The sequence below is a fragment of the Streptomyces sp. NBC_01210 genome, assembly GCF_036010325.1.
Taxonomy (GTDB): domain Bacteria; phylum Actinomycetota; class Actinomycetes; order Streptomycetales; family Streptomycetaceae; genus Streptomyces.
Genome location: NZ_CP108549.1, coordinates 6,033,270 through 6,058,941 on the forward strand (window position 1 = coordinate 6,033,270; position 25,672 = coordinate 6,058,941).

18 protein-coding genes and 2 pseudogenes are annotated in these 25,672 nt (G+C 70.1%); 13 read left to right on the forward strand and 7 right to left on the reverse strand.

The genetic code is table 11. The annotated features are described in order from the left end of the window. The first annotated feature begins 95 nt into the window (after positions 1-95). Both OG735_RS27635 and OG735_RS27640 read left to right on the forward strand, forming a co-directional pair. Positions 96-6,893: a DEAD/DEAH box helicase gene (locus OG735_RS27635; protein WP_327325834.1), complete on the forward strand. Its 6,798-nt coding sequence runs from the start codon at positions 96-98 to the stop codon at positions 6,891-6,893. Further along, positions 6,890-9,184, forward strand: a complete 2,295-nt coding sequence (locus OG735_RS27640) for a UvrD-helicase domain-containing protein (protein WP_327325835.1) — start codon at positions 6,890-6,892, stop codon at positions 9,182-9,184. Before OG735_RS27635 ends, OG735_RS27640 begins: the two co-directional genes overlap by 4 nt. Before the next feature lie 936 nt (positions 9,185-10,120). On the opposite strand, the gene OG735_RS27645 is transcribed toward OG735_RS27640, so the two are convergent. The 5 genes and pseudogenes from OG735_RS27645 to OG735_RS27665 form a co-directional block, all read right to left on the reverse strand. Continuing rightward, a complete protein-coding gene (locus OG735_RS27645) occupies positions 10,121-10,486 on the reverse strand; it encodes a hypothetical protein (protein ID WP_327325836.1) in 366 nt (121 codons plus the stop codon). 119 nt (positions 10,487-10,605) lie between these two features. Next, complete coding sequence (locus OG735_RS27650) at positions 10,606-11,340, reverse strand: carbonic anhydrase (protein WP_327325837.1); 735 nt, start codon at positions 11,338-11,340, stop codon at positions 10,606-10,608. Between the two features lie 192 nt (positions 11,341-11,532). Continuing rightward, positions 11,533-11,848 (reverse strand): annotated as a pseudogene (locus OG735_RS27655) (DUF4326 domain-containing protein). An 18-nt stretch (positions 11,849-11,866) separates the two neighbouring features. After that, complete coding sequence (locus OG735_RS27660; protein WP_327325838.1) at positions 11,867-12,406, reverse strand: PaaI family thioesterase; 540 nt, start codon at positions 12,404-12,406, stop codon at positions 11,867-11,869. 80 nt (positions 12,407-12,486) lie between these two features. After that, positions 12,487-12,783 (reverse strand): putative quinol monooxygenase, encoded by a 297-nt coding sequence (locus OG735_RS27665; protein ID WP_327325839.1) that lies wholly within the window; start codon positions 12,781-12,783, stop codon positions 12,487-12,489. Between the two features lie 118 nt (positions 12,784-12,901). On the opposite strand from OG735_RS27665, the gene OG735_RS27670 reads away from it, so the two are divergent. The 5 genes from OG735_RS27670 (at position 12,902) to OG735_RS27690 (ending at position 16,640) form a co-directional block, all read left to right on the forward strand. After that, positions 12,902-13,120 carry a hypothetical protein gene (locus OG735_RS27670; protein ID WP_327325840.1) on the forward strand — a complete coding sequence of 73 codons (219 nt, stop codon included), beginning with the start codon at positions 12,902-12,904 and terminating at the stop codon, positions 13,118-13,120. Between the two features lie 2 nt (positions 13,121-13,122). Next, a complete protein-coding gene (locus OG735_RS27675) occupies positions 13,123-13,860 on the forward strand; it encodes a GlxA family transcriptional regulator (protein ID WP_327325841.1) in 738 nt (245 codons plus the stop codon). Positions 13,861-13,981: 121 nt separating this feature from the next. Further along, on the forward strand, positions 13,982-15,145 hold the full coding sequence (locus OG735_RS27680) for a thiolase family protein (RefSeq protein ID WP_327325842.1): 1,164 nt from the start codon (positions 13,982-13,984) through the stop codon (positions 15,143-15,145). Positions 15,146-15,219: 74 nt separating this feature from the next. Next, entirely contained in the window at positions 15,220-15,669 is a 450-nt protein-coding gene (locus tag OG735_RS27685; protein ID WP_327325843.1) for a winged helix-turn-helix transcriptional regulator, read from the forward strand. Between the two features lie 485 nt (positions 15,670-16,154). Next, positions 16,155-16,640: a cupin domain-containing protein gene (locus OG735_RS27690; RefSeq protein WP_327325844.1), complete on the forward strand. Its 486-nt coding sequence runs from the start codon at positions 16,155-16,157 to the stop codon at positions 16,638-16,640. Here OG735_RS27690 and OG735_RS27695 read toward each other — a convergent pair. After that, on the reverse strand, positions 16,625-17,734 hold the full coding sequence (locus OG735_RS27695; protein ID WP_327325845.1) for a threonine synthase: 1,110 nt from the start codon (positions 17,732-17,734) through the stop codon (positions 16,625-16,627). The two genes, OG735_RS27690 and OG735_RS27695, sit on opposite strands and share 16 nt — an antisense overlap. A gap of 192 nt (positions 17,735-17,926) precedes the next feature. On the opposite strand from OG735_RS27695, the gene OG735_RS27700 reads away from it, so the two are divergent. Beyond that, on the forward strand, positions 17,927-19,501 hold the full coding sequence (locus OG735_RS27700) for a S8 family peptidase (protein WP_327325846.1): 1,575 nt from the start codon (positions 17,927-17,929) through the stop codon (positions 19,499-19,501). 173 nt (positions 19,502-19,674) lie between these two features. Beyond that, on the forward strand, positions 19,675-20,373 hold the full coding sequence (locus OG735_RS27705) for a DUF4190 domain-containing protein (RefSeq protein WP_327325847.1): 699 nt from the start codon (positions 19,675-19,677) through the stop codon (positions 20,371-20,373). A gap of 43 nt (positions 20,374-20,416) precedes the next feature. Here the strand turns inward: OG735_RS27705 and OG735_RS27710 are convergent. Beyond that, positions 20,417-21,792: pseudogene (locus OG735_RS27710) on the reverse strand (glycoside hydrolase family 18 protein). A 185-nt stretch (positions 21,793-21,977) separates the two neighbouring features. Here OG735_RS27710 and OG735_RS27715 point away from each other — a divergent pair. The 4 genes from OG735_RS27715 (at position 21,978) to OG735_RS27730 (ending at position 25,594) form a co-directional block, all read left to right on the forward strand. Beyond that, entirely contained in the window at positions 21,978-22,730 is a 753-nt protein-coding gene (locus tag OG735_RS27715; protein WP_327325848.1) for a GntR family transcriptional regulator, read from the forward strand. A gap of 260 nt (positions 22,731-22,990) precedes the next feature. Beyond that, positions 22,991-24,736, forward strand: a complete 1,746-nt coding sequence (locus tag OG735_RS27720; RefSeq protein ID WP_327325849.1) for a purine-cytosine permease family protein — start codon at positions 22,991-22,993, stop codon at positions 24,734-24,736. A 181-nt stretch (positions 24,737-24,917) separates the two neighbouring features. Then, positions 24,918-25,097 carry an SPOR domain-containing protein gene (locus OG735_RS27725; RefSeq protein WP_327325850.1) on the forward strand — a complete coding sequence of 60 codons (180 nt, stop codon included), beginning with the start codon at positions 24,918-24,920 and terminating at the stop codon, positions 25,095-25,097. Between the two features lie 95 nt (positions 25,098-25,192). Beyond that, positions 25,193-25,594, forward strand: coding sequence for an NUDIX hydrolase (locus OG735_RS27730; RefSeq protein WP_327325851.1), 402 nt, complete (start codon positions 25,193-25,195; stop codon positions 25,592-25,594). The last annotated feature ends 78 nt before the right edge of the window (positions 25,595-25,672 follow it).

Here is a 25,672-nt window from a genome sequence, read left to right on the forward strand (position 1 = left end):
TTGCTGGACCGGCCGCCGTTACCGTAGGGCGGTGACCGGGCACCCTCGGCCCGCCCGCTCCCACCAGCACCATCCGCACCAAGGAGGAACCGCGCGTGCGTCCCACCCTCGCCGCCGACCAGGTACGGGCCAGTCTGAGCCAGTACCTCGCGACGACGTACGCGCTGGCCGACGAGTCCACCCGCCGCGCCCTGGAGGGCTTCCTCGGCGACGCCGAGGACGGCATCTTCCGCGGCCCCTACCTCCGTGTCCGCACGCCGTTCAGGACCGCCGCGGGCGAGGACTGGAAGCGGCACCTGGCCTGGCACCCCGACCTGACCCCGTACCGCCACCAGGAACGCGCCTGGGAGCGGCTGTCCACCCTGCACGGCCCGGCGCGGCCCACCCTCGTCACCACGGGAACCGGATCGGGCAAGACCGAGTCGTTCCTGGTCCCGATCCTCGACCACTGCCTCCGGGAGCGCGAGGCCGGCCGGGAGGGCGTCAAGGCGATCCTGCTCTACCCCATGAACGCCCTCGCCACCGACCAGGCCCACCGGATCGGCAAGCGCCTCGACGACCGGAAGGACACCCGGCTGCGTGACGCCGGCGTGCGGGCCGCGCTCTACATCGGCGACAAGTCGTCCCAGGAGTTCAAGCAGGCCAACCCCGCGATCGCCGTCGACCGGGACGAGATCCGCCGCACCAGGCCCGACATCCTGATCACCAACTACAAGATGCTCGACCTGCTCCTCCAGCGGTCCGAGGACCAGCGGCTGTGGCAGGACTCCCCGCTCGCGTACGTCGTGCTCGACGAGTTCCACACCTACGACGGCGCGCAGGGCACCGACGTCGCCATGCTGCTGCGCCGCCTCGGGTCGGTCACCGGGCTCGCCGAACCCGGCCGGCCCCTGGGGCCGGTCTGCCCCGTCGCCACCTCCGCCACCCTCGGCGAGAGCGGTCCGGACGTCAGCGGCCCGGGAAGCGGCAGGCGGGGCGAGGCTGGGCGGCCCGGCATGCTGGAGGTCGCCGAGCAGGTCTTCGGCGTGCCGTTCCCACCCGACGCGGTCGTCGGCGAGGACCGGCGCTCGGTGAAGGACTTCACCGGCGAGAGCGACTTCTCCCTGCCGTTCCCCTCGCCCCAGGAGGTCGACGCCCTCGGCGACCCCACCCGCGACCCGGGCGCCATGGACGGCCTCGTCGCCGCGTTCACCGGTCTGAGCGGACCCACACCCGAGGAACTCGGAGCCGTCCTGCGCCGGCACCGGCTCACCTCCGCCGTCCTGGAGATCCTCGACGGCACCCCCAGGACCCTCGCCGAGATCACCGAGGTGCTGCCCCGCTACGCCTACCACTGGGGCATGGCCGTACAGCAGCGGCCGGGCCTCGCCGCCCGCGCACTCGCCCGCTACCTCGCCCTCCTGTCGTACGCCCGCGACCCGGAGCAGCCCGGACGGCCCCTGCTGTCCATCGAGATCCACCACTGGGTCCGCTCGGTCTCCCGTGTGCTGCGCGGCATCAGCGCCGCACGCGCCGAGTTCCGCTGGGACGACGAACGGGTGACCTCCGGCGGCGCGCTGGCCCGTGCGGGCCGGAACTCCGGTGCCAGGCCGTCGCCGTACGACGGGGAGGGCCCGTCCGTGCCGCTCGACGCCGCCGGGCAGGCCCCCGCCCCCGCCGACGACAGCGCGCCGCCGCCCGCCCAGGTCTTCCTGCCCGCCGTGTTCTGCCGCGAATGCGGACGCTCCGGCTGGGCCGCGTACTCGCCGGAGGTCGACCCCGCCCACCTCGACCTGAACGCCACGAAGATCCGCCGGGCCTCCGTCGGCCGCGACAAGCGCCGGGTGCGCAACATGATCGCCGCGACCCCCCGGGAGGTGCACGAGGCCGCCTTCGCCGCCGGCCCGGACCGCCGGCGCGGCGGACCCGCCGTCATGGTCCTGGAAGGCATGGGGGGACGGCTCCGGCCGCTGGCGCCCGAAACCGACTTCACCGCCCCCGAGGACGGCGAGGGAACGAGCAGGCCCAGGCCCCTGCACAACGCCGCCTTCGTCCACGCCGATCTCGACGGCGACCGGGCGGCCGAACGCGACCAGTGCCCGGCCTGCCGCACCTTCAACTCCATCCGCTACCTCGGCACCGGTCTCGCCGCGCTCGCCGCCGCCGCCGTCACCCAGCTCTTCACCGGCGGCGAACTGGACAAGAACCTGGGCGAGGACAAGACCCTCCTCTTCAACGACTCCGTCCAGGACGCCGCCCACCGCGCCGGATACGTCGCCAGCCGCTCCTACACCTTCTCCCTGCGCGCCCTGCTCGCCAGCCGCATCGGCGAGGACGAGCCGGTCACCCTGAACGACCTCGCTGCCGACCTCATCGCGGACGTCGTCGACAGCAAGGCCGTGCAGGCCGCCGTCATCCCGCCGGACCTGCACCTCGTCCGGGGTGTGGACACACTGCTCTCCGGACGCAGCCGTGGGTCCCGCGCCACCTGGGAACTGATCGCGCAACGCCTGGCGTTCGCCACCGTCATGGAGTTCGGCCTCCGCTCCCGGCAGGGCCGCACCCTGGAACTCACCCGCACCGTCGCCGCCGACGTGCCCCTCCAGGACCCCGATGCCGTGGCCGACCTCGTACGGGAGATCCTCCTCACCACCCCCGGAGAGATCGCGCTGCCCGACGGCTCGGCGCCCGGACCCGACCAGTACACCGGTTTCGTCCGGGGGATGCTGGAGCGGATGCGGATCCGGGGAGCCGTCCGCCACGCCTGGCTGGACCCCTGGCTGGACCAGGCCGGGGTGCGCCGGTGGGCGATCTGGGGCGGGCGGGAGACAGGCATGCCCGCCTTCCCCCGCGGGGTCTCCGCCCCCGCCTTCCTGCTCGGCACCCCCAAACAGGGCAGCGAGGACTTCGACGTCCTCACCGGCCGGCTCGGCTGGTACCAGGACTGGGCCGTTCGCGCCCTCGGACTGCGCCCCGAGGCGGCCGGTGTCTTCCTGACCCGGCTGCTCCCCGCGCTCGCCGACACGGGCGTCGTGTCCGCACGCACGGCGCTCGACGGCGCCACCCGCGTCTACGGACTCCAGCCCGGCCACATTCAGGTCCGCGCCCTCGCCAAAGACACGCTGCCCGACGCCACCGCGCACTGCCCCCGGTGCTTCTGGGAACAGACCATCCACCCCGACCTCGCCGACCAGTGGCACGGGCAGCCATGTCCCCGCTACCGGTGCGGCGGCACCCTCGGCACCGGCCGCGACCTCGACAGCGGACTGCGGCAGCGGGACTTCACGGACGACTTCTACCGCCGTATGTACCGTGAGGCCGGCGTCTTCACCATCAACACCGCCGAGCACACCGGCACCCTCAGCCGCGCCAAGCGGGAGGCGGTGGAGAAGGCGTTCCGCGAGGGCACCCGCGTCCACTACGCCAACCCGCAGGTGCTGTCCTGCACCCCCACCCTCGAACTCGGCATCGACATCGGCGACCTGTCGGCCGTCGTCCTCGCCTCGCTGCCGAAGGGGCCCGCCAACTACATCCAGCGTGTGGGCCGCGCGGGGCGCTCCACCGGCAACGCCTACCTGCTCACCATGGTCGACCGCGGCCCCCGCGACCGCTACTACCTCGAAGAACCCCGGCTCATGATCGCCGGAGAGGTCCTGCCCCCCGGCTGCTACCTGTCCGCCGCCGAGATCCTGCGCCGCCAGTACCTGGCCCACCTCCTCGACCTCGCCGGCGCCGGACGGCTGACCGCCCCCGACGGGACGCCCCTGCGGCCCCTGCCCGGACGCGCCACCGAACTCTTCGGAGCCTCGGCGTGGCAGGCCGAGTTCGCCGAAGCCGCCCTCGCCGCCGGCGCACGGCTCGTGCAGGGCTTCCTGGACCTGTTCCCTCCCTACGACGAGAGCCGAGGCACCGGAGTCAGCCCCCAGGCCCGTGCCGCCCTCGTCACCTACGCGACCGACCCCGGCGAGGACGGACTCGGCGCCGCCCTCGACACGGCACGCCGACGCTGGGAGGACCGACGCGCCGACCTCCAGCGCCGGACCGAGGCCATCGACCGGGCCCACGGCCTGCTCGTCGCCGGCGACCCCGACCACGAGCGGCAGGGACGTGAACTGCGGGCCGAGCGCCGGGACGTGGCACGCGTGTCCCGGGAGATCAGCCGCACCACCGCCCACGGGGCCCTGGTCGACCTCGGCCTGCTGCCGAACTACAGCCTGATCGACTCGACCACCGAGCTGGAGGCCACGCTCACCTGGACGGAGAAGACAGCCGACGAGGCCCGCACCAACCACAGCAAGACCCTGCGCCACAGCCGCCCCGCCCGCCTCGCCCTCTCCGAGTTCGCCCCCGGCAACCACTACTACGTCCAGGGATACAAGCACCGCGTCACCGGCCTTGACATCGGCAGCCCCGGACGCCCGGCCTGGCTCTGGTGGCGCGTCTGCCCCGACTGCGGCCACGTCCGCACCCACCGCGCCGAACAGGACGCCTCCCCCTGCCCCCGCTGCCGGTCCGCCGCCATCGGCGACATCGGCTGCCTGCACAAGGTCCTCGTACCGCGCCGGGTCACCTCCCGCGACGAACGCGACGACGTCCGCGTACGCGACGACAGCGACGAGCGCGAGAGACGGCACTACACCGTCGTCCCGGCCGTGGACATCGACGCGCACGACATCGAACAGGCCTGGAAGCACGAACACGCCACCTTCGGATGGGAGTTCACCCGGCAGGCGCGGATCCGGCACATCAACGTCGGAGCCACCCGCGTGGACGGGGGAACCGACTCGACCTTCGCCGGGCAGGAGGTCCGCCTCAACCCGTTCTGGGTCTGCGACGCGTGCGGCTTCGCCGACCCGGACGGCGGCCCCGCCGCCCACGACGCCTCCGACGCGACGGCCCATGCCCGGTACCACCGGCCCTGGTGCCCCCGGCGACGAGCAGGAGCCGACGTCGCACGGCGAGGCGAGCGGGTCCTGCTCGCCCACGAGCTGCGCACCGACGCCCTGCGCGTCCTCATCCCCGCCGTCACCGCGCACACCAAGGAACGGCTCGCGTCCTTCAAGGCGCTGCTCCTGGCCGGAATCGCCCGCAGCTACGGCGGCGACCCCGACCACCTCGCCGTCGTCACCGACTCCATGCCCGAGGAAGGCGGCGACAGCCCGCTCCGCCGCCACTTCCTCGTCCTGTACGACACGCTGCCCGGCGGCACCGGGTACCTGCACCGCCTCGCCGGCCGCGACGCTCTGCGGGGCGTCCTGGAGGACGCAAGGCATGTGATCGAGACCTGCGTGTGCGCGGGCCAGGGGCGGCCGGCCTGCCACCGCTGTCTGCTCCGCCACGTCACCGACGGCGAGTACGAGCTCGTGAGCCGAGAGCACGCCCTCGACATGCTCGGCGAGCTGTTCGGCCGCACGGCGGACCGCTGGAGCACCGAACCGGTGGCCGCCACCCGGGACATCACCCTCGTGCACCAGGTGGAGAGCGAACTGGAGGCCCTCTTCCGGCGCGGGCTGCTGGAATGGGCCGACCGCGTGGACGACGTCAGCGTCCGCACCGCGCTCACCGCCGACGGCACCAGGGACACCAACCTGCGCTTCACCGCACCCGACGGGACCGTCCGCGGCTGGCAGATGGAGACCCAGACCCCGCTCGGCTTCACCCGCCCGGACGTGGTCTTCCGCAGCACCGACGACGACCGCAGGGTGGCCGTCTACCTCGACGGCTACCGCTACCACGCGAGCCCCGCTCACCTCACCGCCGAGGAGGACGCGGCGAAGCGCACCCGGCTGCGCGCCGACGGTTGGCAGGTCTTCCAGCTCACCTGGGACGACGTACAGGCCTGGACGGGACGCTCCGGTCCGCAGGCCGACCCGGTGTGGAAGCCGTACCCGAACACCGCGCAGAAGACCGCTATGGACGTCCACCGGCGCATGCACGCGGGCGACACCCGCGACCTGACGCGCCTGGTGTGGGCCAACCCGGTCGAGACGCTGATCGGATACCTCACCGACCCGGACCCGGGCGCCTGGCAGCGCCGTGTCCAGAGCGCCCTCGCGGGCTTCGCGGCCGTCTCGGCGACCAGCCGGGCGCTCGCCGACGGCGCGGAGACCGGGCGCAGGATCAGCGAGGCGCTGCACGGGCGACGGCTGGCGGGAGGGCAGGGAGCCGTCCAGGTCATGGCGACCCGGGACGCCTCGGGATGCCCGCTCACCATCACGCTCGACCTGCGCAGGGGGCAGAGCGGAGCGGTCTGGACGGCTCTGACCGTCCTCGACGACAGCCCCGACACGGTCGCGTCCGACGAGACCGCCCATCGCAGGCGCTGGCAGGCGTGGCTCTACTGGAGCAACCTGATCCAGTTCCTCGACGCGGGGGAGGGGGACGGGGTCCAGCTCACGACCGGCATGCTGCCCGGATTCGACCCGGCCGAACTGGCGGTCACTGGTGGAGCCGGATGGCTCACCTCCCAGCGGCGCGCGCACGAGCCGGCACCGGAGGCCCCCGAGCCGTCGGCGGACCGGCAGGGGCCGGCGGCTGCCGCCCCCGCCGCGCTCGTCCGTGATCCCGGCTGGGACGAGGTCATCGAGTTCCTCGTCGACGATCCGGGGCTGGACGCGCTCGCCGGTGCGCTGGCGAACCGGGGCATTCCCGCTCCCGAGGCCGGCTACGAGCTGGGAGCGGCCGCCTGGCCCGCCGAACTCGCCTGGCCCGCCCGGCGCGTGGGCGTCGTCCTCGCCCACCGCCCGGACCCGGGGAGCAGCCGGGACATCGATGCCGAACAACGGGACGCCGCCTACCGCGACGCGGGCTGGCAGGTCCGTACCGCGACGGAATGGAACGCCGACGAACTCGCCACGCTGGTGCGGGGCGACGCGGACGGAACCACGAACGACCACGGGGAGAACGAGCGATGACGGTCACCAGCACGCCGCGGACGGGCGTGACCCTGCGCCTGCTCGACAAGGCGGACAAGGAGATCGTCAAGCTGGACCGCGCGGTCCTCGGGGCGTTCTACAAGTTCCAGCACGACTTCCGCCGCAATCCCGACGCCGGCGGCTTCGACCTCAAACCGCTGGAAGGTCACGACCGCCTCTGGTCGGCGCGCGTCAACCGGGAGTGGCGGGCGCTGATGATCCGCCTCGGCGGTGACGACTGGCTGCTCGTCTCGGTCAAACACCGCGGGCATGTCCACAAGAACCTGGACCGCTTCAACTACGGCATCAACCACATCACCGGCGCCATCGAGTACGTCGACCTCCAGGTCGTCGAGGAGAGCCTGCTGCGCCGCGGCCTCACACCGCCCGCCGCGCCCGCGCCCGTGGCGGCGCCGCCCTCCGCTCCCGCCCCCGAACCGGTCGGATCGCAGCCGCCCGAGGAACCGCTCTTCGGTGCCTACACCGACCGACAGCTCGCGGATCTCGGTGTCACCGAGCCCCTCATCCCCATCGTCCGGAAGCTCACCACGGACGACGAACTGCTCGGCCTCGCCGAGTACGCGCCTCGCCACACCGGGGAGGTCCTCCTCCGACTGCGCGACGGCGTCCCGTACGAAGAGGTCATGGAGCAGGTGACCGCGCCCGTCGCGGTGGCCGAGCCCGAGCGGAACCTCGACGCCGACGACTGGCAGGCGGCCGTCGACCGCTCCCAGACCGCGGTGATCACCGATGACGAATCCCTCCAGAGCATCCTGGAGGAGGGCGACTTCGGCCGCTGGAAGATCTTCCTCCACCCCACTCAGGAGAAGCTGGTCCGACGGCGGTACTCCGGCCCCGCCCGGGTCGGCGGCGGGCCGGGAACCGGCAAGACGATCGTCGCCCTCCACCGTGTCTGCCATCTGGTGAGCCAACTCCCCCCCGGCCACACCAAGCCCGTACTCCTCACCACCTTCAACCGGAACCTCGCCGCCGACCTGCGGGCCCGGCTGCTCTCACTCGGCGGACCCGACGTCCTGGCGCGCGTCGACATCGCCCATGTCGACCAGCTCGCCACCCGCATCGTCAGCGAGGCCGACCCGGGCAACGCCAAGCGGCGGATCGACGACACGTCGGCCCTCCGCGAGTGGCGGGAACTGCTGGTGGAGACCGGGGAGACCCGCTGGAACGCCGAGTTCCTCAGCGACGAGTGGAACCAGGTCATCCTCGGCCAGGCCGTGTCCTCCCGGAGCGACTACTTCCAGACCCGCCGCGCGGGGCGGGGCCGCAGCGTCACCCGCGCCGAACGCGCCGGCATCTGGCAGCTGGCCGAGCGCTTCACCCAGCGGCTTGAGACCAAGGGCCTGGAGACCCACCGTCAGGTCGCCGAGCGGGCCGCGCGGCTGGAGATGGCCCGCAAGGCCCGCATCGACCGGCGCGCGGAGGAACGCGAGGAGCGGGGCGGCCTGCCCAACCTCCACGTCGAGGCCGGCTCCGGCGCCTGGCTGCGCTACCGGTACCGGCACATCGTGGTCGACGAGGCACAGGACCTCAGCGCCGCCCACTGGAAGATGCTGCGCGCCATGGTGCCGTCCGAGCCCGACGACATCTTCCTCGTCGGCGACACCCACCAGCGGATCTACGACAACCAGGTCACCCTCGGCAGCCTCGGCGTCCACATCCGCGGCAGGTCCTCCCGGCTGACCCTCAGCTACCGCACGACCCGGGAGATCCTGCGCGACGCCATCCGGGTCCTGGGCGACGCCGACTACGACGACCTCGACGGCGACACCGACACGCTCGCCGGCTACCGCTCGGTCCTCCACGGCACGGAACCGTCGTTCCGCGGCGCACGGAGCTGGGACGAAGAGATGGACCTCGTCGTCGAGCAGTTGCGGGCCTGGCACGACGTGCCCCGGGAGGCCACGGCGATCTGCGTCCCGACCAACGACATGGTCACCCAGCTCGCCGACCATCTCGCGCGGAGCGGCATCACCCCGTCGGAGATCACACAGGACGGCCCGCGCGGCGACCAGGGCGTCCACATCGGCACCATGTACCGCTTCAAAGGGCTGGAATACCGCTGTCTGATCATCGCCGGGGCGGCCGAGGGGCTGGTTCCGCGGGCCTCCGTGGACGACTGGGAGCACACGGATCCGAGCCGCCACCGGCGAGAACTGCACCGCGCACGGTCGCTGCTCTTCGTCGCGGCGACCCGCGCTCGCGACGCGCTCGCCATCACCTGGCACGGCGAGCCGAGCCGCTTCCTTTCACCATTGCTCCCGTCCCGGTGAATGGGATCACTTTCGCGCACGCCTTGCCGAGTGCGGTGACAGCGCACTTGTGACCGTCGTGCTTTTGCGCTGACGTATGCCAGTAGCTGTACTGCGGTGAGGCTGTCCGCCGGTGAGGTTTTGGGCTTGAAGGTGCGAGAGTAGCCAGCGATACATGTCTATGAACTGTGTGGCCGGCCTAAAATCCACTGCTGATCGGGATGTGTTCGTGCGGCTGTCGGTGGCATTGGTGGTCCGAGCACGGAGCGGAGGACAGCCGTACAGGGGCTTCGTGCTGCCGTTGCTCCCGTGCTGGATAGGTGCTGGATTGCGGCGCGTTTCTGCAGGTCAAAGCGTCTTCGTAGAGTTCCGCTACAACGTGTGACGGAGTGCATACTGTACGTGAGGTGATCCGTCGAACGGCGAGGTCAGAAGAGGGCAGGACTTCGGGAGTCCTGCCCTCTTGGCTATTCCCGTGCTGGAGCGTTCTGAGGGTGCCGTGATGTGCAGGCGCACACCCGGAGCGGGTGCCAAAGGAGCACCGAGCTCATCGGCATGGCTGGCTCGGGGGAACCTCCACTCCTGAAACTCAGCCGGCGGGCGGCCGATCGGGGCGTACGTCAACGCGGGGACACCGGACACAGCCGATGGGCTCTCGCCGGGGTAGGTGAACACGCCGGCGATACACGCCTTCGCGTTGGTTCTCATGCCGACGACGGCGCTGTCGGATTCGGGCACGGCTCGGCCTTCCATCCCTGCGGGGCCTTCGGGTGTGAGAAACAGACCCCAGACAGCGCGCCAGTCCCAGGTGACGGCCCTCCTGGTGACCTCGCTCGGCTGTCTCTTTTTCGGCCGATGGGTGTTCGTGCGTGCGGAGCGGAAGGTGCAGGCGGCAGGGACGCTGACGCAGTTCTGAGGGTTCCTTACCTGCCGCAACAGGTCCGCGGCGGCCCGGCGCTAAGAGGGGGCGATGATCTCCGCCGCGAAGACCGTCCCCAGTGGTTCAGGCCCTATGTACTGCTGACAGTTGCATTGCCGGGGCTCGTACTGGACGGGCTTACGCTCGGCGTCCCAGGCGGTTGGAGCCTCGACCACCTCGTGGCACTTACCCTGTCTGTCGTGCTTGGCCAGATGGTGGGTGCAACCACACACAGGTTCTGGAGGTCGATCAGCCGCTTCCAGCGCGAGCTGCCGGCGTTCGGTGGCCCTGAGTAGCTCCAGCCTCCGCTTGTGCCGGGTCTTCAAGGCCCTTCGGACGCTGTTACTGGCCCAGCTTCCGCCGAATATCACGCCAGGGATCAGCAACCACAGCCAGCCGTCCATACACCGCATCCTCTGTTCGACTGATTCCTCAGCCTAGAGCGTCGGCCCTGAGGGCGGGTGGGGCAAGACCGGCTGAGCGCAGGCAGGGCTCTCTGCGCACGTCCGTCTCGTCCGACCGGTCAGGAAGGCGCGCCGGTCAGGACTTCCACCTTGCCGGAGTCGAGCGAGTAGTAGGCGCCGACCACGGCAAGGGCGCCCTTTTCCACGAGCGGGGCCAGGTCCTGGTTGGAGCGCAGGTCGTCCGCGGTCAGCCTGACCTGGGCGCGGGCCATGGTCTCGACCGGGTCGGCACCGCCTTCCCTGACTGCCTGCTCGTACGCCGGCCGCAGAGCCTTGGCGATCGCCTCCAGGTTGCCGGGCAGCGGTTTGCCGTCACGGATGGACTTGTACGCCGCCTCGACGGCGCCGCAACGCTGATGCCCGAGGACCACGATGAGCGGAGTGCCACTCGTCATGGGCCCGTACTCCACGGAACCCGTGACCACCGGGCCGACCGCCTCCCCGCCCGTGCGCATCACGTAAAGGTCGCCCAGCCCGGTGTCGAAGAGGAGTTCAGGCGGCACCCGGGAGTCGATGCACGAGAGGATCGCCCCGAAGGGTTCCTGCTTCTCGGATACGAACTGGCGCCGGTTCGGATCCCGGTCGGGGTGTCGAAGATCTCCGCTCACCCAGCGCTTGTTGCCCTCCATCAGTCTCGCGAATGCCGCGGCGGGCGTGGCCGGTCGCGCTTCCGGCGAAGCGCTGGTCGCCGACGGAGCGGCGCTCGTCGACGAGCACCCCGCAAGCGTGACCGTGGCGACCCCGAGTCCGCCGACGAGCAGAGCTCTGCGATCCGGATGTCCCGCTCTGTCCATCGGTCGTTCCCCTCAGTCCACTGAGACGCGTCCATACGCCTTGACCATGGCGATTGTTCAGCGCGGTGTGGGAGTCCGACGGCAGGCGCAAGGGGGCGCGGGCTGCTTTGCCACCGACGGCCCACAGAACGGGGACTGTCCACATCGGCGGCCGGCTCATCGGCGGCAGGCTCTTTGGAATGCTTCGCGTTCCTAGGGGCCGCCGGTCTCGTCCGCCAGTTCCGCGATGACCTCGGCGTGGCAGCGTTCCGGTGCGCACCAGCAGCCGAGTCTGTGGCCGTGCAGGGCGGGGAGGAGCGCGAGGAGGTCCGGGCGGGACAGCAGGTGGGTGCGGTACTTCTCGAGGACCTCTTGGCGGGTGCCGTCGGGGCCGGGGCGGAACGGGCTCGCCAGGGGGGAGCCGTCGAGGTGCCAGCCGCCGCGGTGCATGGCGCGGCCCACGTACACGACGTGCGTAGTCGGGGTCGTCGCGATGGCCCTTGAGGTTGACGACCGTCGTCGGCTTCATGCGCTGGATCCTCCGGGTTCAGGCCGTGTCCCGCCAGGTGAAGACCGCGCAGGTCGTGGTGGCATGCGCGTACAGCTTGGCGTCGGTGGCGCCGACCACCCGTGCCTCGGCGGTCGCCGTCGTACGGCCGACGTGGATGACAGTGCCTTCACAGCGCAGGGTCTGCGTGTCGGCGAACACCGGGCGCACAAGATTCACCCCGAGCTGGATGGTGGTGTACGCGCGGCCGGGCGACAGCGTCGTCATGACCGCGCTGCCGAGGGCCGAGTCGAGCAGTGTGGCCAGAAAACCGCCGTGGACGCTGCCCATCGGGTTGAGCAGGTGCTCGCCGGGCTCGCCCTCGAAGACGGCGCGGCCCTCGTCGGCCTCCACGAGGCGGAAGCCGAGAGTCCCGCAGATCGGCGCTTGCGGGTAGTGGCCATCGAGGCTGCGCCGGAGCAGTTCGAGGCCTGAGTGCGGGCCGGCGTCGGCGTAGCTGGTCGGCGGTGCCCAGGTGTGGGTACGTGAATGGCGCGCGGCAGTGGCGTCTGCGGACGGTGGGCTGGTGGGCCGGGTCATCCTCGGTCTCCTCGGTGGTGGTGTGGGCAAGGTGCCCGCGGGCCGCGCATCAGGTGGTCCGCGGGCACCGTGCGTTGTGGTCAGGGGAGCTTGGCTGCCAGCAGGTCCACAGGGCGGATGTCGGGGGCCGAGCTCAGCATCGTCTCCGCCGCTTCCATCAGCGCCGCGGCGATCCGGCCCTGCAGATGGCCGGCCCGTCCCTCCTCGTTCTCGAAGGTGTCGAAGACCCCGAAGACCGTGGCGCTCTCCCGGAACGCGAACCAGGTGACCGTGTGCTCCTCTTCGCGGGCGAGTTGCAGCGCCCCGCGCAACAGGGCCTCGACCTCGTCGGCGTACTCCGGCTTGGCTTCGATCCTGGCCAGCAGTCCGATGTTCATCGCGTGTCACTCCGTACGTCGTCGTTGGCGTCCCGATCAAGCGGGACGTCCGCAAAGCTATGGCCGCGATCAGGGCTCTTCCAGTGGCGCAAACGGCGTGTCGGATACCGTTTCCGCCATGGATGTGGCAGTGCTGGCGTACGACGGCGTATTCGACTCAGGGCTCTCGGCGATCCTCGATGTGCTCGACGGGGCCAACGCGATGCGGGACGAGCTTCCCCTGCCGCCCCCCGCCTGGCGGGTGAGGACCGTCGGTTTCCGCCGCCGGGTCCGCACCGGCGCGGGCCACCTCGTCACCACCGAGCCGGCGGCCGGGGCCGAGCGGCGGACCTGCTGATCGTGCCGGCCCTCGCCGAGCGGCGGCCCGACGCGCTTCTCGCTCATGTCTCGGGACCCGCATCGGCGGCCGTACGGAGTCTCGTGGCCGATGCGCGCGGGCGCGGCACCCCCGTCGCCTCGGCCTGTACGGGCACCTTTCTGCTGGCCGAGGCGGGGGTGCTCGACGGGCGGAAGGCGACCACCAGCTGGTGGCTGGCGCCGGTCTTCCGGAAGCGCTATCCGGCGGTCACCGTCGACGAGACCCGGATGGTGACCGCGTCGGACGGCGTGACGACGGCCGGTGCGGCCTTCGGGCACGTCGACCTCGCGCTGGCGGTCGTCCGGATGAGCAGCCCGGCGCTGGCCGATCTTGTCGCCCGCTATCTGGTCGTCGACGAACGGCCGTCCCAGTCGGCGTACACCATCCCGAGCGCGCTCGCCCAGAGTGATCCGGTCGTCGCCGCCTTCGAGCGCTGGGCCAGGCTGCATCTGGAAGAGCCGATGAACGTCAGTGCGGCGGCGCGTTCGGTGGGGGTGAGCGAACGCACCCTCCAGCGGACCGTACGCCGCGTACTCGGCACGTCCCCCGTGCGCTTCGTTCAGGACCTGCGGGTCGAACAGGCCTCGCACCTGCTGCGGACGACCGACATGTCTCTGGACTCCATCGCCCGCAAGGTCGGCTACGAGCACGCGAACACCCTGCGGATCCTGCTGCGTGAGCGGACGGGCAGCACGGCGGGCGCTCTGCGCAGTCGCTGAACAGCCGTACGGCGACGACAACCATCCTCGGTTGGAATTGACAACTCTCTCCTCGAGCGGGAGGGTTTAGTCAGTCGGTTTGAAAAGCAGACTGACGTCGGGAGCTGGGGAGGCTGACGTGATGCGGGACGCGGTGATCGTCGAGGCGGTTCGTACGCCCCTGGGCAAGGGCAAGCCGGGAGGAGCGCTGCACGACGAGCGCCCCGTGGACCTGCTCGCCCGCACACTCGCGGCGCTCGTCGAGCGGGCCGGGATCGATCCCGTACTCGTCGACGACGTCATCGGCGGCTGCGTGACCCAGGTCGGGGACCAGTCGCTCAACATCACCCGCCATGCGGTGCTGGCCGCCGGCTTCCCCGAGAGCGTGCCGGGCATGACCGTGGACCGGCAGTGCGGCTCGTCCCAGCAGGCCGCGCACATCGCGGCGCAGGGTGTGATCAGCGGGGCCTACGACATCGCGATCGCCTGCGGCGTCGAGTCGATGTCCCGGGTGCCGATGGGCTCCAATGTGCTGCCGGGCAGCGACCCGTTCGGGCGACGGCTCGGCGAGCGGTATCCGCAGGGGCTGGTCGGCCAGGGGATCAGCGCGGAGCTGATCGCGGCGCGCTGGAAGATCTCGCGGGAGGAGCTGGACGCCTTCGCGCTGGAGTCGCACCGGCGTGCCGCGGGTGCCTGGGCGCGCGGGGAGTTCGACCGGGAGGTCGCCTGGACCGGGCAGCGGGACGAGAACGTACGGCCCGGCACATCGACCGAGGCGCTCGCGGGGCTCAAGCCCGCGTACTACGACACGGCCATGGAAGAGCGGTTCCCTGAGATCGGCTGGCGCGTCACGGCGGGCAACAGCTCGCCGGTCAACGACGGCGCGGCGGCACTGCTGATCATGGGTGCCGATGTGGCGGAGCGGCTCGGGCTGCGGCCACGCGCGCGGTTCCACTCGTTCGCGGTTGCCGGGGACGATCCGCTGCTGATGCTCACGGCGATCATGCCGGCCACCGGGAAGGTACTGGCCAGGGCGGGGCTGACCACTGGCGACATCGATCTGTACGAGGTGAACGAGGCGTTCGCGTCGGTGGTGCTCGCCTGGCAGCGGGAGACCGGCGTCGAGGCGGACCGGCTCAATGTGCGCGGCGGCGCGATCTCCATCGGCCATCCGCTGGGCGGCAGCGGGGCGCGCCTCATGACGACCCTGCTGCACAACCTGGAGGACCGCGGTGGGCGGTACGGGCTGCAGACGATGTGTGAGGCGGGAGGGCTGGCCAACGCCACGATCATCGAGCGCCTCTGACAGCGATGACGGCGGTGGTCGCGCTCTCGTCCGGCACGATTGAATACGCAACTTACCGTTCTAGGATGAGCCGCATGTCGAAGAGCATCCATCCCAGAGAGTGCTCCATCGCCGACGCGCTCGACCTGATCGGCGAGCGCTGGACGCTGCTCGCCGTACGCGAACTCAGCCATGGCGTCCGCCGCTTCGACCAGATCGTCCACAACACCGGAGCGTCCCGCGACATCCTCACGGCCCGGCTGCGCAAGCTGGAGGCGGCGGGCGCCGTCGGGCGCGAGCAGTACAACGCACACCCGCCGCGCTACGAGTACCACCTGACCCCCGCCGGCCAGGAGCTCGGCGACGTACTCCTCACGCTCATGAAGTGGGGGGACCGGCATCTCAACCCCGAGGATCCGCCGGTGACCTGGCAGCACGCGTGCGGCGAGACTCTCGATCCGGTGGTCATCTGCGCGCACTGCGGCGAGCCGGCACGCAAGGGCGCGCACTCGCCGACCGGCCGCGGAGCCCTGACCGCCGACTGAACCCTCTGCTCGTCGGATCAGTTCGCGGGCAGTGCCTGTGGACAGCCGATGGACGCGATGTCCTCGGCGGGATCGGCCGGTGCGAGGCCCGGACTCAGCCTCGGATTCAGTGCCGAGATCACCTCGGACGTCAGCCGACGCGGACCAGTGCGCGTCGAACGAGTAGAAACGGTCGGCCCATTCGGGGCTCAGGATCGCCTCCAGCATCGCCATTGAACGGCACAGGTCGCGGACGGCGGATATCCCGGGCAGCTGCCGGGCAACATCGTGTACGGTCACGCGCTCATCCAAACCCCACGGCGCATGGAACCGGCCACGCCGTACGCATATGGCCGGGAAGTGTGACCGGGCAGCATGGTCAGGCAAGTGTGGCCTGCGCGAGAAGCTCGTCCGAGGGCCGTATGTGCGGCCGGGCCGAGCGGCGCCGGACGCGCGGGGTGAACGGCCGGCAGCGAACGGCCGGCAGCGAGGAGAGGGAGAGCGGCATGTCGTACCCGGACCCGAAGTACCTGGACGGCAAGGGCGAGATCACTGCGGAGTTCCGGCCGGCGGAAACGCCCGCGAATCTGCGGTCGAGGAACGGGAGCCGTACGCACTATCTGGCCACCACCCGGTCAACCGGAGGGGAGTTCGGGCTCTACCGGATGGACATGGCCCCGAAGGCGGGCGGCCCGAAGACGCACTTCCACACGTCGATCTCGGAGTCGTTCTTCATCATCGAGGGGACGGTCCGGCTCTACAACGGCGACAGCTGGATCGACGGAACGGCAGGTGACTTCCTCTACGTGCCGCAGGGCGGGCTGCATGCCTTCCGCAACGACTCGGACGCGCCCGCCTCCATGCTGCTGCTGTTCACGCCGGGCGCGCCGCGCGAGGAGTACTTCGAGAAGGTCGCCGAGGTCGCCACCGAGTGGTCGCCACAGGACCGGGCGGAGTTCTTCATCAAGCACGACACCTACTGGACGGACTGACCGGGTGCGAGGCCGGTCTTGAGGCCCGCGCCGCAGAGCGGGACGACGGCGGTGCGGTCGGTCCAGCCACCCGCGGCGGCCCAGCAAGCCACCCCGGTCGACTCGACGAAGAGACCGCGGGCGGCCAGATCAAGCTGCGCGGCGCGGATCTGATCCTCCGTCACCGTGAGGAAGGTCCCGCCGGTTTCGCGTACGGCCCGCAGGATCTGGCGGGCGCGCGGCGGACGCGGGATGGCGATGCCCTCGGCGAGCGTGGGCTTGAACTCCACCTTCTCGTCGAGGAGTTCTTCGGCGCCGGCGTGAAAGGCCGTTGCCAGCGGGGAGACGGCCTCGGCCTGGACGGCGATCAGGGCGGGGTGCTCGGAGATCAGGCCGTGCGTGTGGAGTTCGGCGAGGGCGAGGGACGCGCCGAGGAGGAGTGTGCCGTTGCCGACGGGGACGACGATCGCCTCGGGGAGCCGGCCGCCGAGCTCCTCCCACAACTCGTAGACGTAGGTCTTCGTGCCGTGCAGGAAGTACGGGTTGTGGACGTGGCTCGCGTAGAAGGTGCCGGGTGCGCCGGCAGCGGCGCGGGCGGCCACGGCGGTGGCTTCGCGTTCGCCCGGGACGAGTTCGAGGTGCGCGCCGTGCGCCCGGATCTGCTCCACCTTCTTGGCGGAGGTGGCCTCGGGGACGTACACCGTGCAGTCGAGACCCGCCCGTGCGCAGTACGCGGCGACAGCCGTGCCCGCGTTACCGCTGCTGTCGGCGATCACGCGCCGGGGAGAGAGCCCCCGGGCGAGCTCCGCCAGCATCACCGCGCCGCGGTCCTTGAAGGAGAGCGTCGGCATCAGGAAGTCGAGCTTGGCGGAGACGGTGGCGGTGAGCGGGACGAGTGGGGTGCGACCCTCGCCGAGTGAGGTGGCGGCGGGCGCGGAGAGCGGCAGCGCCTCCTCGTACCGCCACAGTGAATTGACCCGTCCCGGAAGGGAGTTCAGGTCGATGGGCGAGGCGGTGAAGTCCAGGTCCCACGGGCCGCGGCAGTCGGGGCAGCACCAGCCGGCCGCCTCGACGGGGGAGACGGTATCGCAGTCGGGGCAGTGATACGAGGTCATGATTCGTCAGCATGACAGTTGTGTGGCGCAGGTGCTAAGTCGCCCTCCCGACTCTTGTGGGATTCCTATGGATCCGCCAATCTTTCGCTCGGCAGGCGAGACGAGGACACTGCGGATTCAGCTGCGATTCGTTGTCATGCTCCTGTCGCATACCCCCACAGCAGCGCACCACCAATGAGGAGGACCCCTCACATGTCTGTGATGCGTAACTCGCGGCGAAGACTCGCTGCGGCAAGCGCCATAGCCGTCGCCGCGCTCGCGCTCGGCACGGCGTCCGCTCTCCCCGCCATCGCGGTCGAGGCGGCTCCGGAAGGCGTTGTCCAGAACGCCGGCGCTCCCGGAGCCATCGCGGGCAGCTACATCGTCACCCTCGACGAGTCCGCGCCCGACGCGGGCTCCAAGGCGGGCAAGGCGCTTGCGCAGGAGTACGGCGCGAAGATCGAGAAGACGTACGACGCCGCGCTGAACGGCTACGCCGTCGAGCTGTCCGAGGCGCAGGCCAAGAAGTTCGCCGCGGACCCGGCTGTTGAGTCCGTGGTGCAGAACCGCGTCTTCAAGGCGACGGGCACCCAGCCCACCCCGCCGTCCTGGGGCCTGGACCGGATCGATCAGAAGGCGCTCCTGCTGAACCAGAGTTACACCTACCCGGACACCGCGGGCGAGGGCGTGACGGCGTACATCATCGACACCGGTGTACGGATCACGCACAGCGACTTCGGCGGCCGGGCGTCGTACGGCTATGACGCCATCGACAACGACAACACCGCGCAGGACGGCAACGGCCACGGCACGCATGTCGCCGCCAATGTCGCCGGATCCTCGTACGGCGTGGCCAAGAAGGCCAAGGTCGTCGGCGTCCGTGTGCTCGACAACTCGGGCTCGGGCACGACCGCGCAGGTCGTCGCCGGCATCGACTGGGTGACGCAGAACGCCGTCAAGCCGGCCGTCGCCAATATGAGTCTGGGCGGCGGCATCGACACCGCCCTCGACACCGCGGTGCGCAACTCCATCGCCTCCGGCGTCACCTACGCGGTCGCGGCGGGCAACGACGGAGCGAACGCGTCCAACTACTCGCCCGCGCGCGTGGCCGAGGCCATCACCGTCGGCTCCACCACCAGCACCGACGCCCGCTCCAGCTTCTCCAACTACGGCAGCGCGCTGGACATCTTCGCGCCGGGCTCGTCGATCACCTCGGCCTGGAACACCGGCGACACCGCGACCAACACCATCTCGGGCACCTCGATGGCGACGCCGCACGTCACCGGCGCGGCCGCGCTCTACCTGGCGGCCAACAAGACGGCGACCCCGGCCCAGGTCTCCGCGGCCCTGGCCTCCGCCGCCACGAGCGGCGTCGTCGGCAGCCCGGGCACCGGCTCGCCGAACCGCCTGCTGTACGTCGGTACCGGCGACACCCCGCCGCCCGGCAAGAAGTTCGAGAACACCGCGGACTACGCGATCAGCGACAACGCCACCACCGAGTCGCCGGTCACCGTCAGCGGGGTCACCGGGAACGCGCCGGCGAACCTGAGCGTGCCGGTCGACATCAAGCACACGTACATCGGGGACCTGAAGATCGACCTGGTCGCTCCGGACGGAACGGTCTACAACCTGAAGGCGTACGGGACCGGCGGCAGCACGGACAACGTGATCACCACGTACACGGTGAACGCGTCGTCGGAGGTCGCGAACGGCACCTGGAAGCTGCGGGTCAGTGACAACGCGGCGCAGGACGTCGGCAAGATCGACTCCTGGGCTCTGCAGTTCTGAGCTCCCTCAGGTCTGGTCTCTGAGAGAGCGGGAGGGGGCGGTCGCCGCGGCGACCGCCCCTTCACCGTTTCCGCCCGGCCGCTTGTGCCGCGAAGCCCGCATTCCGTCCCCGTCGTGCTACGCGTATGATCCGCGCGCCTGTTCGTATGATCCCGACGAGGAGCACCGTACCTGTGGACCCATCCACCCAAAGCTGGCAGCCGTATCCGCAGTACGCCCGCAGACCGTCCGTGAACGGCCTGTCCATCGCTTCACTCGTGCTCGGCATCGTGTGCTGTCTGCCGCCGCTCGGCCTGGTGTTCGGGCTGATAGCCCTCTCGCAGATCAAGAGGAAGGGCGAGCGCGGCAAGGGCATGGCGGTCGCGGGCATCGTGCTCTCCTCGATCAGCACGCTCCTGGTGCTCGTCGCACTCGCCACCGGCGGGATCGGCGACGCCTGGGACGGCTTCCGGAAGGGCATGGACGAGGCGTCGCGCTCGCGCAGCACGCTCGACCTGCACAAGGGCGACTGCTTCAACGTCCCCGGCGACGAGCTGGAGCAGGAGACCGCGACCGTCAGGGTCGTCGACTGCGCAAAGGAGCACGACGCCGAGGTCACCGGGGCCTTCAAGCTCGAGAAGTCCGAGGACTGGCCCGGCGAGGCGGCGGTCGAACCGGTGGCCGAGAAGCGCTGCACGGAGATCAACAATGCCTACGCGGCGGACGCGTCGGCCGTGCCGGACAGCGCGGAGATGTACTACTACATGCCGAGCGCACGCAGTTGGCGCCTGGGTGACCGGGCGGTGACCTGCGCCTTCGCCGTCACGGAAGGAAAGCTCAAGGGCTCCGTACGGTCCGGAGGCATCCCGTCGGCGGATGAGACCGGCTCCTGAGCCAACGACAGCCCGGGCACCGGTCTCATCCGAATCCCGCGCGCTAGCGGCGGGAGAGCCCGCGGTCGACGGCGGTCATCAGCTCGCCGTCGGCCGTGTCCCCGTCCAGGGACCAGAACATCGCTCCGCCCAGGCCCCGGTCACGGATGTACGAGGTCTTGGTGCGCAGCACCCGCGGGTCGTCGTACGTCCACAGGGTGGTGCCGTCGAAGAGCCAGGCGTGGCCGTTCCGCCGGTCGCGATGGAGCGGGTACGTCCCCGAGTCGGCGAGCTTCTTGAGGGCCTTGTAGTCCTCGTAGCCGGCCGCCCAGGTCGCGGGTGCGGGCGCCGCGGCGGGCTGGTTCAGGCCGTCGCCGCCGCCGGTCACGCCCGTCCAGCCCTGGCCGTAGAAGGGCATGCCCATCACCAGCTTGCGGGCGGGGGCGCCGCGGTCGCTCCAGGCGTCGACGGTCTGGTCCACGCTGAAGTCGTTCTTTGCGTAGAGCGCGGACTGCTGGGCGGTGGTCGACTCCCAGGAGCCGTGGAAGTCGTAGCCCTGGAGGTTACGAAGTCGAGATCGCGCATGATCCGGCGGACCTCGAAGCCCGCGTCGATCTTGGCGGGTGCGGTCGGGACGAAGGCGCTCAGCTCGTAGTGCCTGCGCTTCTGGAGGGACCTGCCGTACGCGTCCAGCTGTGTCCTGAACTCCCGTACCAGAGCGGTGAAGTTCTGTTTGTCCTCGGGGCGGAAGACGGTGTCCGTGTCGCCCGCCGAGCCCGGCCACTCCCAGTCGATGTCGACGCCGTCGAAGAGTCCGGCCGCGGCGCCTGCCCCGCCGCGCGCTCCGTCGACCGGCAGATTGCCCTTGAGGTAGAGGTCGATGCAGGAGGAGACGAAGGCCTTGCGGGAGGCGGGGGTACGGGCCGCGTCCGAGAAGTGGGTGGACCAGCTCCAGCCGCCCAGGGAGATGAGCACCTTGAGGCCGGGGTGCCTGGCTTTGAGCTCGCGCAGCTGGTTGAAGTTGCCGGCGAGCGGCTGCTCGGCGGTGTCGGCGACGCCGTCCACGGAGTTGGCGGCGTCCAGCGGACGGGCGTAGTCGGCCCAGGCGTCGGCCTCACCGGGGACATTGCCGGTGAAGCATCTACCGTCCGAACCGACGTTGCCGAAGGCGTAGTTGATGTGGGTGAGCTTGGCCGCCTGGCCGCTGGTGTCCATGTCCTTGACCTGGAAGTCCCGGCCGTAGACGCCCCATTGGGTGAAGTAGCCGACGCGTTTGTACGAGGGTCTCGCGTGCTGCTCGCCCTGGGTGGAGGCGTCGGCGGAGTTGGAGGCACGGGCGGAGCCGGAGGCGGAGGCGCTGGGTGCGAGGGCGGCGAGGAGTGAGAGGGTGCAAGCGGCAACGGCCGCCCTGGCAAGGGATCTTCGGCAGTTTCGACGCATGGCCAGGAACGTATTGGTCTGGACCATTGAGGTCAAGGGTGCGGGCGCCGAATGGTGGGCATATCCGTGGCTAACCCCTGCGTAAAGGCAAATCATCACTTCGAGTGAAACCTTGGCCCATGCTTGCGGTCGGCAACCCAGGGTTGCCACGCTGTTGCTGTCTGTCAACCTGTTGGGAGTGGCCAGTGACATTCGGTGAGCAGCCCGCCTATCTGCGCGTTGCGAGCGATCTCCGCGAGAAGATCGTCAACGGCTCGCTGCCGCCGCATACCCGTCTCCCTTCGCAGGCGCGGATCCGCGAGGAGTACGGCGTCTCGGACACCGTCGCCCTCGAGGCGCGCAAGGTCCTGATGGCGGAGGGCCTGGTCGAGGGCCGCTCCGGCTCCGGTACGTATGTCCGTGAACGGCCCGTCCCGCGCCCTGTCTCCCGCTCCGGCTACCGGCCGCCGTCCGGCGCCAACCCCTTCCGGCAGGAGCAGGCGGAGGAGGGGGCCCGCGGCACCTGGGAGTCCAGCAGCGAGCAGGAGAGGGCGAGCGCTGAGATCGCGGCCCGGCTCGACATCCAGCTCGGCGATCGGGTGATGCGTACGCGCTATGTCTTCCGGGACGCGGGCGAGGCGATGATGCTCTCCACCTCCTGGGAGCCCCTCGAAGTCACCGGGCGTACACCGGTGATGCTGCCGGAGGAGGGCCCGCTGGGCGGCTGCGGGGTGGTCGAGCGGATGGCAGCCATCGACATCGTCGTGGACAACGTGGCGGAGGAGGTCGGCGCGCGGCCGGGGCTCGCGGAGGAGCTCCTGGCGCTCGGCGGCGTACCGGGCCATGTGGTGATGGTCGTCGAGCGGACGTACTACGCCTCGGGGCGGGCGGTCGAGACGGCGGACGTGGTCGTCCCGGCGGACCGCTACCGGATCGCATACCACCTGCCGGTGAAGTGACCCTCGAGGCGGGCCGGGAGGTGGCCCGGAGGCGACCCGCGATGTGGCCGACGATGTGGCCGGTGAGGTGGCCGGTGAGGTGACCCGGGAGGTAACCGCTACCCGGACAGTGTGTCCGGCTTCCGTGACCGCGAGTTAACGCACTCTCCGCGCCCGTAACGCCCGGGCAATCGCCCGCTGCGACGGCCTGTCATGTCCGGCTCCTACCTTCCCGTCCGTACCCGCAACCCGCACACGGACCGACGAACGGGAAGTCACCGATGACGGACACCGCCACATCTGTCACCAGGACGCCGGAGCCGGGGGAGCAGCAGTCGCCGCCCCGGCGCAGTTACGCGAAACTCGCCGCCGACGAGAGCCGCGAGGACTACTCCCTCCGCTATGCGCCGCACTCCTTCCGCCGTTGGTCGCCCTCGATGGTCGCGGGCACCGCGCTCGGCGGCATCGCCTATCTCGCGGACTTCGCGATCGGCGCTTCGATCGTCTTCACCTACGGCTTCACCAGCGGTCTCGCCTCGATCCTCACCGCCGCGGTGATCATCTTCCTCACCGGGATACCGATCGCGCGGGCCTGCGCCAAGTACGGCCTCGACATGGATCTGGTCACGCGAGGCGCCGGCTTCGGCTACTTCGGCTCGACGCTGACCTCGCTCATCTACGCCTCGTTCACCTTCATCTTCTTCGCGCTCGAAGGCTCGATCATGGCGCAGGCCATGCACCAGGCCGTTGGACTGCCGGTCGAGATCGGCTATCTGCTCACCACGCTGATCGTCATCCCGATCGTCTTCCGGGGGATGGGTGTGCTGGCGAAGGTGCAGGCATGGACCCAGCCTGTCTGGATCATCGGCATGGTGCTGCCCTTTGTGGTGCTGGCCTTCGAAGCCCCGGACGCCTGGGGCGCGTTCGGGTCCTTCGGCGGTACGGAAGGAGCCGGTTCCGGCTTTTCCTGGATCGGCTTCGGCCTCGGCACGGGCGTCGCGCTCTCGCTCATCGCCCAGATCGGAGAACAGGCCGACTATCTGCGCTTCATGCCCGCCAAGACCGAGGCGAACAAGCGCCGCTGGAACCTCGCCGTGCTCGCCGCCGGACCCGGCTGGGTCATCATCGGGGCGGCCAAGCAGCTCGGCGGCGCCTTCCTCGCCTTCGTCGCGCTGGAGGCCGTCGGCAAGACGCATGCCCTGGAGCCGATCGCCCCGCAGATCGAAGCGCTCAAGCCGTGGCTCGGCTCGGTCGCCCTGCCCGCCGCCGCGCTCTTTGTGATCGTGTCGCAGGTCAAGATCAATGTGACCAATGCCTACAGCGGCTCGCTCTCCTGGTCGAACTTCTTCTCCCGCATCACGCACAAGCACCCGGGCCGCGTCTGGTACATCTTCCTCAACCTCGCCATCGCGCTGACGTTGATGGAGATGAACATGTTCGCGGCCCTCAACAAGCTGCTGGGCTTCTACTCGAACGTGGGCATCGCCTGGATCGCGGCGGTAGCGGCGGATCTTGTCATCAATAAGCGGATCGGACTCAGCCCCAAGTACATCGAGTTCAAGCGGGCCTATCTGTATGCGGTGAATCCGGCCGGCTTCGGTGCGATGGTGATCGCCTCGACCGTCTCGATCCTCGCCTTCTTCGGACTCTTCGGCCGGTACGCCGAGGCCTTCTCGACCTTTATCGCGGCCGGACTCTCCCTGGTGCTCTGCCCGTTGATCGCCTGGGCGACGAAAGGCAAGTACTACCTGGCCAGGCCGAACCCGGTGAACGGACCCGAGGCCGAGATCGAGGACATCACCGCCACCCACACCTGCTCCGTGTGCGAGACGGCGTACGAGCTCCCGGACATCGCCGACTGCCCGGTCCAGTCAGGACCGATCTGCTCACTGTGCTGCTCGCTGGACTCCGAGTGCGGGGATGTCTGCCGCAAGGATCCTGCGGCCAGTGGTCCGGTGCTGATGCCGGTGCCCACGGTGCGTGCGATGCCCATATTGAGTGTGGTGCCCACGGAGCCCACGGACTGAGCAGAGTCGAGGCGACGGGCAGTGAGAGGGGGGCGTATCCGGCCGGATACGCCCCCCTCTCGTATCTCTTTGTGAAAACACATATCCGCTGAGTAAAGGTCAGGCGTAGGCTCGGGCATATGCGTAGTGCGGTTTCCTGGCGATCGTTACAGACCTGCAGGCCGACCCGGGGAGGGGCGCGATGAACGACAATGGCCCTGTGCTCCCCTGGCTCGTCATACGTCAGGACGACAACGGGAACCGCTATCGCGTCGGCAGGTACGCCACCAGGGACGAGGCGCAGCAGATCGCGGACACCCTCGACGGTCGCGGGCACAAGCAGCTCTACTGGGTCGAGCGTATGGGCCAGACCACTCACTAGCCGTGGTGTGGTGGCCCTTTCCACCGCCCTCTTCAGCCGGACTTCGTGCGGGTAGGGTCCAGCCTGACCAGGTTCCGTATGAGTGAGGGCAGAGGATGTCGGTCTTGATCGACACGGTGGCGTGGGTGCGGGTGGAGAACGGCAGGATCCTCTGTGCGCGCTCCCGGGGCAAGGACGTCTACTACATCCCCGGCGGGAAGCGGGAAGGCGGCGAGAGCGATCTGCAGACCCTGCTCCGTGAGGTCGAAGAGGAACTGACCGTGGGCGTCCTTCCGGCGACCGTGTCACATGTGGGCACATACGAAGCCCAGGCTCACGGTCATTCGGACGGCGTGGTTGTCCGCATGAGCTGCTATGCCGGTGACTACCGGGGCACGCTGACGGCCAGCAGTGAGATCGAAGAGATCGCCTGGCTGTCCTACCTCGACCGAGCCCAGGTCCCTCCGGTCGATCAACTGCTCTTCGATGAGCTCAAGGCGTCGGGCGAACTGGACTGAGCCTCGTCGGCTGAGGGCCGAGGGCTGAGGGCTGACGTGTTTTCGGCTCGGCATGTCAGCTTCGTGGAAACCGGCTGA

Coding starts and splice junctions, on each gene's coding strand:
- OG735_RS27730 (WP_327325851.1), top strand. CDS start 25,193: ATGTCGGTCTTGATCGACACGGTGGCGTGGGTGCGGGTGGAGAACGGC.
- OG735_RS27660 (WP_327325838.1), bottom strand. CDS start 12,406: ATGACCCGGCCCACCAGCCCACCGTCCGCAGACGCCACTGCCGCGCGC.
- OG735_RS27665 (WP_327325839.1), bottom strand. CDS start 12,783: ATGAACATCGGACTGCTGGCCAGGATCGAAGCCAAGCCGGAGTACGCC.
- OG735_RS27650 (WP_327325837.1), bottom strand. CDS start 11,340: ATGGACAGAGCGGGACATCCGGATCGCAGAGCTCTGCTCGTCGGCGGA.
- OG735_RS27645 (WP_327325836.1), bottom strand. CDS start 10,486: ATGGACGGCTGGCTGTGGTTGCTGATCCCTGGCGTGATATTCGGCGGA.
- OG735_RS27670 (WP_327325840.1), top strand. CDS start 12,902: ATGGATGTGGCAGTGCTGGCGTACGACGGCGTATTCGACTCAGGGCTC.
- OG735_RS27695 (WP_327325845.1), bottom strand. CDS start 17,734: ATGACCTCGTATCACTGCCCCGACTGCGATACCGTCTCCCCCGTCGAG.
- OG735_RS27690 (WP_327325844.1), top strand. CDS start 16,155: ATGTCGTACCCGGACCCGAAGTACCTGGACGGCAAGGGCGAGATCACT.
- OG735_RS27640 (WP_327325835.1), top strand. CDS start 6,890: ATGACGGTCACCAGCACGCCGCGGACGGGCGTGACCCTGCGCCTGCTC.
- OG735_RS27700 (WP_327325846.1), top strand. CDS start 17,927: ATGTCTGTGATGCGTAACTCGCGGCGAAGACTCGCTGCGGCAAGCGCC.
- OG735_RS27680 (WP_327325842.1), top strand. CDS start 13,982: ATGCGGGACGCGGTGATCGTCGAGGCGGTTCGTACGCCCCTGGGCAAG.
- OG735_RS27685 (WP_327325843.1), top strand. CDS start 15,220: ATGTCGAAGAGCATCCATCCCAGAGAGTGCTCCATCGCCGACGCGCTC.
- OG735_RS27720 (WP_327325849.1), top strand. CDS start 22,991: ATGACGGACACCGCCACATCTGTCACCAGGACGCCGGAGCCGGGGGAG.
- OG735_RS27725 (WP_327325850.1), top strand. CDS start 24,918: ATGAACGACAATGGCCCTGTGCTCCCCTGGCTCGTCATACGTCAGGAC.